At 54.8% G+C, this 13,477-nt stretch carries 11 protein-coding genes and 1 other annotated feature; of the genes, 1 reads left to right on the top strand and 10 read right to left on the bottom strand.

Annotation, left to right across the window (positions count from 1 at the left end; translation table 11 throughout):
- Positions 1-86: 86 nt before the first annotated feature.
- From ACE99V_RS04785 to ACE99V_RS04830, 10 genes are all read right to left on the bottom strand, one after another.
- Complete coding sequence (locus ACE99V_RS04785; RefSeq protein ID WP_400489892.1) at positions 87-671, bottom strand: Maf family protein; 585 nt, start codon at positions 669-671, stop codon at positions 87-89.
- An 11-nt stretch (positions 672-682) separates the two neighbouring features.
- Positions 683-934 carry a DUF4321 domain-containing protein gene (locus ACE99V_RS04790; RefSeq protein ID WP_400489893.1) on the bottom strand — a complete coding sequence of 84 codons (252 nt, stop codon included), beginning with the start codon at positions 932-934 and terminating at the stop codon, positions 683-685.
- 98 nt (positions 935-1,032) lie between these two features.
- Positions 1,033-1,788 (bottom strand): prepilin peptidase, encoded by a 756-nt coding sequence (locus ACE99V_RS04795; RefSeq protein ID WP_400489894.1) that lies wholly within the window; start codon positions 1,786-1,788, stop codon positions 1,033-1,035.
- Between the two features lie 211 nt (positions 1,789-1,999).
- Entirely contained in the window at positions 2,000-3,187 is a 1,188-nt protein-coding gene (locus ACE99V_RS04800; protein WP_400489895.1) for a hypothetical protein, read from the bottom strand.
- Between the two features lie 115 nt (positions 3,188-3,302).
- Positions 3,303-4,688, bottom strand: coding sequence for a UDP-N-acetylmuramate--L-alanine ligase (gene murC, locus ACE99V_RS04805; protein ID WP_400489896.1), 1,386 nt, complete (start codon positions 4,686-4,688; stop codon positions 3,303-3,305).
- Between the two features lies 1 nt (position 4,689).
- Entirely contained in the window at positions 4,690-6,051 is a 1,362-nt protein-coding gene (locus ACE99V_RS04810) for a bifunctional folylpolyglutamate synthase/dihydrofolate synthase (RefSeq protein WP_400489897.1), read from the bottom strand.
- 43 nt (positions 6,052-6,094) lie between these two features.
- Positions 6,095-8,770 carry a valine--tRNA ligase gene (locus tag ACE99V_RS04815; protein ID WP_400489898.1) on the bottom strand — a complete coding sequence of 892 codons (2,676 nt, stop codon included), beginning with the start codon at positions 8,768-8,770 and terminating at the stop codon, positions 6,095-6,097.
- A gap of 44 nt (positions 8,771-8,814) precedes the next feature.
- Positions 8,815-9,057, bottom strand: a binding site (T-box leader).
- Between the two features lie 65 nt (positions 9,058-9,122).
- Entirely contained in the window at positions 9,123-9,437 is a 315-nt protein-coding gene (locus ACE99V_RS04820; RefSeq protein WP_400489899.1) for an STAS domain-containing protein, read from the bottom strand.
- Positions 9,438-9,527: 90 nt separating this feature from the next.
- Complete coding sequence (locus ACE99V_RS04825; RefSeq protein ID WP_400489900.1) at positions 9,528-10,766, bottom strand: ATP-binding protein; 1,239 nt, start codon at positions 10,764-10,766, stop codon at positions 9,528-9,530.
- Complete coding sequence (locus ACE99V_RS04830) at positions 10,763-12,961, bottom strand: PP2C family protein-serine/threonine phosphatase (protein WP_400489901.1); 2,199 nt, start codon at positions 12,959-12,961, stop codon at positions 10,763-10,765. Before ACE99V_RS04830 ends, ACE99V_RS04825 begins: the two co-directional genes overlap by 4 nt.
- A gap of 185 nt (positions 12,962-13,146) precedes the next feature.
- Between ACE99V_RS04830 and ACE99V_RS04835 the strand changes: the two genes are divergently transcribed.
- Positions 13,147-13,329, top strand: coding sequence for a YszA family small membrane protein (locus ACE99V_RS04835; protein ID WP_400489902.1), 183 nt, complete (start codon positions 13,147-13,149; stop codon positions 13,327-13,329).
- Positions 13,330-13,477 lie beyond the last annotated feature (148 nt).

The raw sequence follows: 13,477 nt of genomic DNA on the forward strand, positions 1-13,477 counted from the left end.
ATCCGAAAGTTGCTTGGTGAGCGGTAGGCCGGTCACAGGAGGCGGTTTCTTCGGAGAGAATGGCTGTTACCGCTGGGAAATGACCGTTACAAAATGGACATTCCAAAGCGTGAAAGCAATTGGGCCGTCAAATGTAGCGGCAAGCCAACGACGGTAAAATAGTCGCCGACAATTCCTTCGACAATAGTGGCGCCAATGCCCTGGATGGCGTAGGAACCTGCCTTGTCCATCGGTTCACCGGTCGCAATGTACGCTTTGATCTCCTGTTCGGTCATCGAGCGAACCTGGACCTTGGTCGCGTTGTGCGCCACTTCGGTTCTGCCGGTCGCCGCATCAACCAATGCCACGCCGCTGAAAACCGTATGTTCTCTCCCCTGCAGCGAAGCCAGCATGCGAAATGCATCCGCTTCATCTGCAGGTTTGCCAAGGATCTGCCCGTCCAGCACGACGATGGTATCGGATCCAAGCACGATACCGTCCGACACCTTTTTGGCGACGGCGCCTGCTTTGCGCAGGGCAAGCTGTTCCACCACCTCTGCCGGTGTCAGCTCTGGCGAGGTCGTCTCGTCCACGTCGCTCGTCATTACGGTAAAGGCGAGGCCGAGACCCTGCAAAAGCTCTCTGCGCCGCGGTGAAGAAGAAGCCAAGATAAGAGTGGTACCTTCTCGCATGCCATCTCCGCCTAGTTGATTTTTCGATATATCCAGAAAGCGAGGGCAAGCCCTCCAATACTAGCCAGATTTAGTTTTACCTGAAATTGCACATCGTACTTCACAATTTCTAAATCTGCCGCAGGTGACCATGTTATCACTTTGCTCGTTTTCAGGAAAGGGACCCAAGGACCCAAAATCTCTCCGAGGATGCTCCCACACAGTAATCCGGCAATCAGCAGAAACAGGAACGTAAGCGTTTCTTTCCCCTTCATCTCTCTCATCCTCTGTTCCCTTCCTTGGTCTGAAAGGGATTCTCTATAGCCAAACTTAAGTGTAGCAAATGGTCGTTAGGGAAACAATCCCCGTTTGCTGTTGGTAGTTACTGTATAAAAAGACAGTCACCGGGAGCAAGTAAATGAACCACGAATGCGCTTCCAGGATCGTTTTTTTCCCAGAAGTACGCCAATATGGCTCCCGTGCACAGCGAAGGCCCGAACGGTATCGAGCCTTTCCATTTCACTTTTCCTGCCAGCATCAGGACGACGGCGATCATAAGGGCGAACAGCGAGGATAGAAACAGCGCAACGACCACCCCCTGCCATCCCACCACGAAACCGAGAAGGCCGAACAGTTTTACGTCGCCCATTCCCATCGCGCCGGGTTTGATCGTCGCAAGGAGAAAGAGAATGAGAAAACCGGCTGCCCCTCCGATGAGATAACTTGTCATCGGCTCAGGGTGGGAGAGGAGGCGCAGGGCGATCAGTACAGGTAAAAAGAACAGCAATACCGCATTGGGAATGCGCTGATAGAGGATGTCGCTTACGGATACGATGACGCATACGGAAACAAGCGCAAGCGAGACGAAAAGCTCGAGAGTATCGTTTTTACAGACGACAAAAGAAAGAGCAAAAAGCAAGCCCGTAGTGAGTTCAGGCAGCGGATAGTACGAAGCAGTTTTTCCACAGCTGCCCGCACACTTCCCTCTGCGAAACAGGAAGCCCACTATTGTCAGGAGGTCCGGGGCCATGATTGCTTTCTTTTCCGGTACCCGCAGGGCGACAACATGGTAGAAGGAGCCAAGGAGCAGGCCAAGGATAAAGAAAAGAATGCTGAAAATGGTATCGAGCTCAGTCATGGGCACTCCTTTCGGGACATAAGTAGTCGTATCATAGAGATCTCTCCCCATCTTATCACGATTTCCACAAGAAAACCCAGCCGACTTTAGCTAACGCTGGTGTCGGCTGGGGCCCCAAACCCTTTCCTTGTGGCTGTATTCGATGTCCCAATGTTATAAATTATACGCAAAAAACCCTTGCCGTTTCGACAAGGGTTTCATCCGTTTGGGACTATTTCACCAACTGCACAAACTTGGTGTAGTTTTCCAGATAAGTCAACACTCCTGCCTGGACCTGCCAGGCGTAGGACTCTGCGTTGGCCGTCTTCTTGCCGGCAAATGCCTCCTGCATTTTGGTCTGAGCGGTCACAGCCTGGTTCATTCCGTTGACCATGCCGGTAAAGAGCGGCTTCCACTCCTCAGGCACCTGTATGGCGCGGCTCTCTTCCAGAAAACGACGGTGTTTTTCTTTCAGGGATGCTTCTTCATCGGCAGAAGGCGAGGACGGCTGGGTGGCATTCACGACGCCGCCTGATTGGGCCGCCAGGATGCGGGCCAGCTCCAGTCCGGTGAGGAAAAAGGTGTTTAGATCCGGTGCCTGTGCCGCACCCGCCGCCTGGCCCACAGTCACTTCCTTATCCAGACCGGGAAACGTGACTTCTTTTACGTATACCTCCGTCCCCTTCGCCTTCAGTCCGCTGGCAAATCCAAGGATGGCGTCGCGGCTGGGGGCAGCTGCAGCAAAAATGTACTGCTTATCCTCCGCTCGATAGAGGAGATGAGGGATTCCCTGTTTGTCAAACGGTGCGATCGCGGCATCCGCAGGAGCATCCAGGTTAAATGCTCCGGCTTGCGCCATGAAAAAGCTCAGCTCGGGCAGCTGCAGCGTGACGCTCTTACCCTCGGCTGCCGTCTGGTTCTGGCTGGCTGGCAGGACGGGGCCGGTTTGCATCCCGGACGCGGCCGGCCGCTGTCCCAGCTCCTGTGCCGTCAAGAATTGCATGGTGCCGGTAAGGACGCTTCGGTAGGACTGGGACAACTGTTCCTGGGTAAACACCGTCAGGACGAGAAACCCGAACAAGAGTCCGATCGATACGGCGCTTCCCGTGGTAAGGATCGTCTTCATTGCTGGAGTTTTCAACCACGAACGCCCATACCGAATCGGTATTCTCTCCTCCTCATTTCCATCCGCTACGGGCATGTACGGGGACACGGACTCGGTGAGCGTCTCCCGCCTGCTCGATTGGTTGGCTGTCCCGCGCAGCTGCAGAAGCCGTTCAAATGCGTCTTCGTCCGTCGTCCCCCTGATCGTTGGCACGACGGGCTGCACAGGGGCTTTCACCACCTTGGGTTTTACATCCTTCTCTATTTTCTCACCATTCAGCTTGACCGTCACTCGGCTGGATTTTTGCCCGCTCACGTAAAGACCTCCTCACTCTGCCTGCTCTCGTAGTACTAGCTTACGTTAGACGAGAACGGGATATGACAGGCCTGAAAAAGACAACTGCCCGAACCCTTAGGTTCGGGCATGACTGCTATGATTTGACCAGCTTTTCGGCAAGCCAGTAGGCTGACTTCCAAATGTCGCCCGCTCCCATGGTCAGTACCAGATCACCAGGGCGCAGCTGGGTGACCAGGTGCTCCTGAACCTGCTCCTTGGTTGGGATGTACTGCGCACGCGGATGGCTGTTCGTGCGGATTTTTTCCACCAGCACCTCGGATGTGACACCGTCAATTTTTGCCTCGCCTGCCGGCGAATAGATATCGGTGACGATCACTTCGTCCGCCTCGCTGAAAGCGCGGCTGAACTCATCCATCAGGAAAAAGGTGCGCGTGTATCGCTGCGGCTGAAACACGGCGATGACGCGCCGCCCTGACGCTCGCGCACCGCTCAGCGTAGCGATAATCTCCGTGGGATGGTGAGCGTAGTCGTCCACGACGAGAATGTCTCGCGGTTGACCGATAATCTGGAAGCGGCGTTTGGCTCCGCGGAATGAAGTCAGGGCAGAGGCGATTTCTTCAAAGGAAAGACCCGCCTCCAGGCTGACGATGACCGCCGCCAACGCATTGGCGATGTTGTGCTTCCCGGGAATGTTCAGCTTCAGCTCGCCCAGCAGATGCTCCCTGTGATAGACCCGGCAATGCGTCCTGCGATCGCCGCAGACGATGTCCACGGCTTTAAAGTCGGCAGCCGCCGCGTATGCGGGATCAATGGCATACGTAACCACCGTTTCCTTCACAGCGGGAATCAATTCGCGGACATGCCCGTCATCCAGACAGAGAATCGCTTTCCCCCCTGGTTTCAAGTGGCTGAGAAACTGGGCATACGCTTTTTTCAAGTTGTTGAAATCGCCGCCGAAATGCTCCAGATGATCCGGCTCGATGTTGGTGACAATTTCGTAGGTCGGACGGTATTCGAGAAACGACCCGTCGCTCTCGTCCGCCTCCGCGATTACGAAATCGCTCTTGCCCGCCTTGGCGTTGGTTCCGGCGTTCATCAATTCGCCGCCGATGATGTACGTCGGATCAACTCCGCACTCCTCCAACACATGGGCGAGCATGGACGTGGTCGTCGTCTTGCCGTGAGCACCGGCTACTGCAACACCCGTGCGCTCGTTCAAGATGCGGGCAAGCATTTGCGACCGGTGCAAAAGCGGAATGCCGCGCTTCTTTGCCTCGGCAATTTCCGGATTTTCTTTGGGAATGCTGGTCGAATACACGACAATTTCCGCCCCTTCGAGATGCCGTGCATCGTGCCCGATATAGACGACAGCCCCTCGCTCTTCCAATTTTTTGGCCAGTTCATTCATGGCGACGTCTGAGCCTGTAACCTTGTATCCAAGGTCGATCAAGACGCGGGCGATGGCACTCATACCATAGCCGCCAATGCCCACAAAGTGGACGTGTTGTGCCTGATCCACCCTATTCACCTACCTCTTCAGCTTTTATGGGAAAGAATGCGCGCACTTGAGAAACAAAGTAGAGTGAACCGCAAATGACCAGCCAATCTTCTGCGTGTTGAGCGTCCTGCCACGTCTGAAGAAAAGCGCGCCAGTCGGATACCGGATCGATACGGGCAGTATCCCATCCTCCTTCAAGGAACGCGCCCTTCATCTGTTCAAGAGATGCCGCCCGGGGAAAATCAAAAGTGGTCACATGCACTCTCGTTACTTGTGGTTCAAGCGGTTTCAAGGCGGCCGCCATCTTCTCCAGCGGTTTGTCTTTCAGAGCGGAGAACAGCAGATGCAGACGAGCGCCAGCGGGCAGCAGCTGCTTGATGCTGGCGGCCAAAGCCTCCATACTTTCCTGGTTATGCGCTCCGTCCATGACGATCAAAGGTCGACGGGAGACGATTTCTAGACGGCCCGGCCAGCGCGTTTGTTGCAAACCGCGGACAATCTCTTCTTCTTCCAGCAGGAAAGAATAAAAATTGCGCAGCAAATCGATCGTCATCAAGGCGACCGCAGCGTTGGCAGCCTGATGGCGTCCGTTCATCGCAAGCGTGTATTCCGCTTCATGCCGTCGGTGAATGCTGCTGTAACGGATACGCTGTTGCCCCCATTGTTCCTCTAATTGCTCCACCTCGAAATGGCGACCGATCTGATAGAGTGAACTGCGGGTGCTGCGCGCCTTTGCCTGAAAGACCGCTACTGCTTCAGGTTGCCTCTCACCGATTACGACAGGGACGCCGGGTTTGATGATCCCCGCTTTTTCCGCCGCGATCGCTTCCAGGCTGGTGCCCAATACGTCTGTATGATCCATTCCGACGTTGGTAATGACGGAGACGAGCGGGAGGACGACATTGGTGGAATCCAGTCGGCCGCCCAGGCCCGTTTCCCAGATCACTACCGCCGGTCTGGCTATCTTGGCAAAATACAGAATGGCGATCAGGGTGATGATCTCAAATTCGGTAGGTGAACCGTATTCCGTGGTCGCGGCGCACTGCTCCGCCAACGGCTTCAGTTCATTGACGAGCGTGACGAGATCCGCTTGGGGAATGAACTGACCGTTATAGCGAATGCGCTCACGAAATTCAATCAGGTAGGGTGAAGTAAACGAGCCTACGCTGTAACCGGCTTCCATCAGCATCTGCGTGAGATACGCGCAGGTAGAGCCTTTTCCGTTGGTTCCGGCCACGTGGACAAAGGCAAGTCTCCGCTCGGGATGATCCAACTGCTCCAGCATCCATTGCATCCGTTCCAGACCAGGTCGCTGACCGAAGCGCAGCAAACCGTGAAGCCAGTCGAGAGCTTCTGTATAGTCAACAAAACCTTTTGCCTTCATACCGTTTTGCTCCATTCTCAACAATATGCAAACATGAGGCGGTTCATTCGCCCTTTAGCTCCGCCAGACGGGCAATTACTTTGTCGCGCTTATCGATGTAATCGGCCATTTTTGCTTTTTCCTCTTCAATCACCTTGGCCGGAGCCTTGGCGACAAAGCCCGGGTTGTTCAGCTTTTTCTCCACGCGTTCCACTTCAGCGTGCAGCGTTGCCAGCTCTTTCTCCAGGCGTTTAAGCTCCTGCTCGATGTCTACCAAACCAGCGAGCGGCAGGAACAGCTCCGCTCCTGTGACAACGGCGGACATCGCCTTTTCCGGTGTCGCCAGATCAACACTGATCTCGAGTCGTTCCGGGTTGCAGAAACGAACGATGTACTCTTCGCCGCGCTTCAGGCGTTCAAGCGCAGCAGAGTCCCCCGCTTTGATCAGAAGCTCGATTTTCTTGGACATCGGTACGTTTACTTCCGCACGGATGTTGCGGACGCTGCGGATTACCTCAGTCAAGAGGCTCATCTCTGCTTCCGCCTCGGCAAACACCCATTGCTCGTTCACAGTCGGCCACTTCGCAACGGTGATGCTTTCCCCTTCGTGCGGCAGCGCCTGCCAGATCTCCTCCGTGATAAACGGCATGAACGGATGCAGCAGACGCAGGGTTTGATCCAGAACCGTAACGAGAACGGACTGGGTGGTTTTCTTCGCAGCTTCATCCGTGCCGTAGAGCGGCAGTTTGGCCATCTCGATGTACCAGTCGCACAGATCGTCCCAGATGAAGTTGTACAGGACGCGGCCAGCTTCCCCAAATTCAAATGCGTCCATCAGTCGAGTCACGTCCGCGATGGTGGTCTGCAGACGGGAGAGAATCCATTTGTCCGGCGTGGACAGGTTGCCCGTCAGGTCGATGTCCTCATAGCGGAAACCGGAGAGGTTCATCAGGGCAAAACGGGAGGCGTTCCAGATCTTGTTGGCAAAGTTGCGGTTTGCCTCCACCTTCTCCCAGTAGAAGCGCTGGTCGTTCCCCGGCGAGTTGCCCGTGGCCAGTGTAAAGCGGAGGGCATCCGCACCGTATTTCTCAATCACTTCCATCGGATCGACCCCGTTGCCGAGCGACTTGGACATTTTGCGTCCTTCGGAGTCACGGATGATGCCGTGAATCAGAACGGTTTCGAACGGGTTTTGACCGGTAAATTCCAAACCGCTGAAAATCATCCGGGCAACCCAGAAGAAAATGATATCGTAACCGGTCACCAGAACGTTGGTCGGGTAGAAGTACTTCATATCTTCCGTCTCTTCCGGCCAGCCCAGTGTGGAGAATGGCCAGAGTCCGGAGCTGAACCAGGTGTCAAGCACGTCGTTGTCCTGCTCCAGCTTGTGGCTGTGGCAGTGCGGACATTCGGTTACGTCGTCGCGGGAAACGATTGTCTCTTTGCAATCTTCGCAGTACCAGGCCGGGATGCGATGGCCCCACCACAGCTGACGAGAGATGCACCAGTCGCGGATGTTTTCGATCCAGCGCAGGTAGTTGTTTTTGAAACGCTCCGGCACGAACTTCACGCTGTCCGGGCTTGCCGCGTTGGCAAGTGCGGCGTCGGCCAGCGGTTGCATTTTTACGAACCACTGGGTGGACAGATACGGCTCAACAACGGCGTCGCTGCGCTCGCTGTGGCCTACCTGGTGAATGTGCTCTTCGATCTTGAACATGACGCCCTGTTCGATCAGGTCCTTGATGATCTGCTTGCGGCATTCGAAGCGATCCATGCCCTTGTATGGCCCTGCCTGCTCGTTCATCGTGCCGGTTTCGTCCATGACCACAATTTGCGGCAGGTTGTGGCGAAGGCCGATCTCAAAGTCGTTCGGGTCGTGAGCCGGGGTAATTTTCACTGCGCCGGAACCAAACTCAGGATCGACGTAGTCGTCCGCCACGATCGGAATCTCTCGGCCGGTGATCGGCAGGATGACTGTTTTGCCGATCAGGTGCTTGTAGCGTTCGTCATCCGGATGAACAGCGACGGCTGTATCTCCCAACATCGTTTCCGGACGGGTAGTGGCTACCTCAATGTGCCCCGTACCGTCTGCGAGCGGATAGCGCATGTGATGCAGAGCGCCTTTTACTTCCTTGTAGATGACCTCGATGTCGGAAAGGGCGGTGCGGGCAACCGGGTCCCAGTTGATGATACGGTTGCCGCGGTAAATCAAACCCTTTTCATACAGGCGGACAAACACTTCGCGAACCGCGCGTGAGAGACCTTCGTCCATGGTAAAGCGCTCGCGGGAGTAGTCAAGCGCGAGCCCCAGCTTCTCCCACTGCTCGCGGATGTGGTGAGCGTAGACATGCTTCCACTCCCACACTTTTTCCAGGAACTTTTCCCGTCCCAAGTCGTGGCGGGAGAGACCTTCCTCACGCAGCGTCGCTTCCACGCGAGCCTGTGTGGCGATACCGGCGTGGTCCATTCCCGGCAGGAACAGGGTGCTGTAGCCCTGCATCCGCTTGGCGCGGGTGATGATGTCCTGAAGCGTTGTGTCAAGGGCGTGGCCCAGGTGCAGCTTGCCGGTTACGTTCGGCGGCGGAATGACAATGGTAAACGGTTGTTTGTCGGGATCGCGCTCGGCCTTGAAAAAGTTTTTTTCGATCCAGTACGGATACCATTTGGTCTCCGCCGCTTTCGGATCGTAGTTCTTCGGCAGCAGCTGATCGATGTCGTTTGTCGTTTGTTGCGCGGACATGAAAAAACCCTCCTTTTATCGAACCAAATAAAAAAACCCTTCATCCAAAGGACGAAAGGATCTCTTCGCGGTACCACCTTTGTTAACACATGCCCTGAAACGGATACGGGCATGCATTCCCTTAACGAGATAACGGCTCGTGCCGATTCCGACTACTGACAGTTGGTTCGCCGGAACAACTCATGGGCGACCTTCAGCCATTCCCTGCCTTAGAGAATCTCGCAGCCACATGATTCTCCCTCTCTGCCAAGGCGTCCTGGCCTACTCCTCCCAATCACGGTTGGTTCGCTTGTTCAATTACACATGGTTCACCGTTATTATATACAAATGGACTGCAGTGCGTCAAACTTCCCTACTCCGCTTGTGTCACGGCAATCCCCAGCGCCTCCGCAAATCCGAGAAGACGCAGGATATCCATGATCTCTTCCTGAACGTTGACAATTTCAATCTGCTTGCCTTTGGCCAGCAGTTCCTTCGTCGTAAAGAACAGGCTTCCGATGCCTGAGGAATCGACGAACGTCACTTCGCGAAAATCAACGGTAACGGACTGGTTCCGCTCTCCGTATTCACGCAGCAGACTGCCCACTTTTTCCCCTACAGCCATGTCCAGCTCTCCTGCCAAAAAAAGAGTGGCGTACTGTTGTTCTTCTGTTGCACGGTAGTCCATGATGGCAGCTCCTCTCGTGACTTACTGGTTTTTCCTTTTACGCTTCTTTATCGTATCCATTCCCTGCCAGTTTCCGAATGAAACATGATTCTATTCAAAAAGGCTTTTCTCTAAAACCATTTTTGTTCCTGTCTCTGAACTGCTGATCCACAGCCGGTCGCAGATCTGCAGCATCACATGAAATCCCGCTCCCAGCGAGTAACGGGTGGAATACCCCTGCTGCAGCGCCGCCCGCGGCAAGTCTTCAAGCATGATTCCCTGCCCCTGATCGTACACGACGACCCGGCACACCCCTTCAGACGGATACACATACAGCGAAACGGTGCCTCCGGTTCCGTGCTTCAGCGTGTTGGACGCCGCTTCACTAACCGCCACCGAAAACAAATGCAGGCTCTTTTGCGGCATTCCTGCGGTGAGAAGTCCCTCTTTCAGCCGGCTGCGCAAAAAGGCCAAATCCTCCGGCGCCTTTACTGTCACAGCAAAGGATGTCTCTCCTCCCCGCACAAGCAAAAACAGTTCCTCATCCCGCAGCAGCATCAGTTTTTCCTGGGTAACCGTGGCCAGTACCTGCTTGTACAGTTCCCATTCCTTTCGCTGACGCTCCCGCTCGGCGGCAATCGCTTCCGTGATGTTGATCAGCACAATCCCGCACGTTTTATCCGGAAGCGGGCAAGCGTATATGTCAAAAAACTGCTTGCCTCCGTCCGAGACAATCTGCTCGCGAACCCTTGAATCGGCACTGACCGCTCGCATCGCCAACACTTTCGCTTCCAGCTCCACCGACTTGTCCACGCGGGCATGTCCTAGCGGCCTGATCTGCTCCTCTTCCAGCAGATACAGGTAGATGTCCTCGATTTGACGGAGAATGGACAGCTTCCGAAGCTCCTGTTTCACCCATTCATTCCGCTCTTCGTCCCGATCATGAAAGCTGTCGTGGATTACGGACGGTTCCGGTTCCCGGCTTGTATTCCAGGAGCGAAACTCTTCCAGCAGCAAACGATCGAGCACGTCTTCCTTGCGAAGCACCTTCTCGATGTCCAGCACGAAGTAAGGGACTTCCCGAATTCCCCGGACAGCGCCGCCGATAATGCGAAAATCTGCTGCAAGCTCCGCCTCGTAGCGTCCCGCCAAATCCGTTTCTTCCACGAATACACCGATGGCCAGTCGGCTCACAGCCCGAAGCTCTGCCTGCATTCTCTGTCCGGTCGCCAGCTGTGTCAGCCAGATGCGGCGCGGCGGAATCACTTTTTGCCCGGCATCGCCGGCTCGCAATTGATCCAGACAGTTGCGGCACGCGGGATTGGTTGGGCACTGCTCACACAAGATCATCTATCAGCCCCCCCTTCCAAGTGGCGAAACTGCCTCGTGTTGCTCCCTGCGAAACCGCATGCAGGTGCCTGCAGGGTGCTTTTTTGTGGTGATTCAACGCCGAATGACTCCACGCTAAAATCAAGGATGAGCAAGGAAATGTCATCTGTTCGCGGCAGGTTTCGAGTCATTTTCCAAATGTGCTGCTCCACTGCATCGAGACGGTCCTCTCCCGCTGCCCGTTTCTGTTCCAGCAGGTTCCCGAATTCGACCAGCCACTGACGAACGCCCGGATGCCCATCTTTGCGCCCCAGCTCCAACATGCCGTCGGTATAAATCAGCAGCAGCCCGTCCCGCGTAATCGGCCACTCCTCCAGAGTGTACGAGCTGTTGCTGACCATCCCGAGGCCAATCCCCCCCGCGCAGGGCAGAACGCTGCCCTGCTCCGCAGTAAAATAAAGAGGCTGCGGATGGCCGGCCCGACTGATCCGAAGCTTGTGTTCGGCTGCATCGTAGACGACAATCAGCATGGTAATGAACGAACGCGTCTTGGACAAGTCTTCGTACAATAATCGATTCAACCGGTACAAAATCTCATCCGGTGACACGGTGGTCTGAATTACCGCTCTCAATGCGCTGCGAATGCCGGTCGTCAAGAGGCTGGCGGGAATTCCGTGCCCGGAGGCGTCAGCAACGAGAAAGCAGGTATACCGGTCGTCGATTGGGAAGTAGTCGACGTAATCGCCGCCTACGTAGGTAACAGGCAAAAAGACGGCTTTGGCCTGAAGCTGCGGGAGCACCAGCCGCTCCCGGGGGATCAGGGAAAACTGTATTTTTTTAGCCAGTTCCATTTCCTGTTCCATCAATCGAAGTTCAAGCGCCTGATTGTCCTGCAGGCAGCGCAGAATCAATCCGCGAACGTTTACGGCGAGAAGCTGGAAAAAGGACTGCTCCAACTCCATTTCCTCTGCGTCATGGGAAACCGTCATCGCGATCAGGTTGACAAAGCGTGGACATAACGGCGAGTCAAGCGCTTCATCAACCACGATCCGCTCGGTGACTGTTACGGTCTTCCCATTCACTCTTTGATTGTTGTTGCCGCGAATGACTTGATAATAGACCGATCCGTCCGCCGACTCCAAGGAAAGGCGCAGGAAGAACAGTCCGTCCATTTTGGCAAGCCAGGTGTCAACAAGATCCTCCATGACCTGCGGCAGGTTTTCATAGCTGACGTCGCACATGTGCAACTCGTTGCTGGCAACCAACAGGTTCTCGTAACTCTGCCTCATGAAGAGCAGCTGCGATAGTCTGGCGTTTTTGCTCTGAATTTGTTCCAGCTGCTCCGCAAACTTTTGCTCCAGACTGCTGGCAGTCAAAAAAGTCTCCGCCAATAGCCTGCGGTTTTGCCGAATCGTCAGGATCAATCGGATCAGTCCAAGCATCAGGGTCAGTCCCATGCCCACGAAGTACACCGCCGTCCGATCGGGCGTGATCACGATGGCTGTGATCGCGGCAAACACCAACACCATCACCATACTCGCATCTATCTGCTGAAACTTCCATTTTTCATAATACCGAACGTATTCGTCCTGTACGGATACCGTCTCCGTCTCAGTGGGCAGTCGTCCCGGCGACAGGCTGATCAACAACAGCGCCCCCGCGCCGCATACGAATGTAACAGCAGACGGCAAAAACGGAGAAATGGCATCGACCAGTACGAACGCAAGGACACCGTTTATCAGCAGTTGACCTTTTGAGCGCAGCGCTGCACGGGTCTGCGCGTTCGTAATCCAGACCGCGGCTATATGGATCAAAAGAAAAATACTGCTTTGCATGTGAAGCTGCAGATAGCACGAAAACGACATCACGGGCTGAAACCACATGCATAACGCTGCCGAGACGTAGGTGCTCGCCAGCATCGCCGTGTCGAGAAGGGTTTTCCAATGGTCGTAATACAAATGAGGCAATCGCAAAAACGCGTGCAGAGAGAGCAGTAAAAATACGTAAAACAACAACATCATCGGGTATTCAAGCAGCCGCAGCCGTTCGTCCGAAGAGAGTGCGGCCAGATTCGCAAGGCTCCAGGCCAACAGTGCCATCCCCTGCAAAAAAGACACGTCATACCATCGCTTGATGGAAACAAGATGGCGGGACAAAAGTAAAATCCAAATGGAAATTCCTGCGCCGCAGAAGTAAAGTAAAGCTTCCCATACCATCGTGGTACCACCTTTTTAAGCGGAATCGCATAGCCCTGCAGATTACCTTCCCGCGTGGGGCCAGGCTCAAACGTATCTCTCTCATCTTAACGCGATCGGGCGTTCATGGCGACTTATTCTTGTCAACGCCTCGCCAAAGGCACTCGGAGCCGGATGCGCGCATATGCTGAAATGAGGTGATCCATATGAATTTCCGCTGGAAGTACCATCCCACTTACCTAAAGATCAAATACGGCTGCAAGCAAGTGCTGCTTCCCCTGATCATTTTTCAATTTATCCGCACGATTCTCTTGCCCACGTCGTTCGACGTCATCATCCTGGGCATTCTGGCCGTTTTGCTGGTAGCGATTTCACTGGACTGGATTTGAAAACCCACCCGGCATTAGCTAGCGCTGAACCGGGCGGGGCTCCGAACCCTAAAAAAAGCTTCGATTGAAGACCTCTCGAAGAAGCTGGTTCTTCGTTAGAGGAAACTTTTTATGCGTTCCGGAAAGTTTATTTCAGGGCGCTTTCACA

The sequence above is a fragment of the Brevibacillus soli genome (assembly GCF_044759095.2).
Taxonomy (GTDB): Bacteria; Bacillota; Bacilli; order Brevibacillales; family Brevibacillaceae; genus JBIYSM02.

Coding starts and splice junctions, on each gene's coding strand:
- ACE99V_RS04785 (WP_400489892.1), bottom strand. CDS start 671: ATGCGAGAAGGTACCACTCTTATCTTGGCTTCTTCTTCACCGCGGCGC.
- ACE99V_RS04790 (WP_400489893.1), bottom strand. CDS start 934: ATGAGAGAGATGAAGGGGAAAGAAACGCTTACGTTCCTGTTTCTGCTG.
- ACE99V_RS04795 (WP_400489894.1), bottom strand. CDS start 1,788: ATGACTGAGCTCGATACCATTTTCAGCATTCTTTTCTTTATCCTTGGC.
- ACE99V_RS04810 (WP_400489897.1), bottom strand. CDS start 6,051: ATGAAGGCAAAAGGTTTTGTTGACTATACAGAAGCTCTCGACTGGCTT.
- ACE99V_RS04815 (WP_400489898.1), bottom strand. CDS start 8,770: ATGTCCGCGCAACAAACGACAAACGACATCGATCAGCTGCTGCCGAAG.
- ACE99V_RS04820 (WP_400489899.1), bottom strand. CDS start 9,437: ATGGACTACCGTGCAACAGAAGAACAACAGTACGCCACTCTTTTTTTG.
- ACE99V_RS04825 (WP_400489900.1), bottom strand. CDS start 10,766: ATGATCTTGTGTGAGCAGTGCCCAACCAATCCCGCGTGCCGCAACTGT.
- ACE99V_RS04830 (WP_400489901.1), bottom strand. CDS start 12,961: ATGGTATGGGAAGCTTTACTTTACTTCTGCGGCGCAGGAATTTCCATT.
- ACE99V_RS04835 (WP_400489902.1), top strand. CDS start 13,147: ATGAATTTCCGCTGGAAGTACCATCCCACTTACCTAAAGATCAAATAC.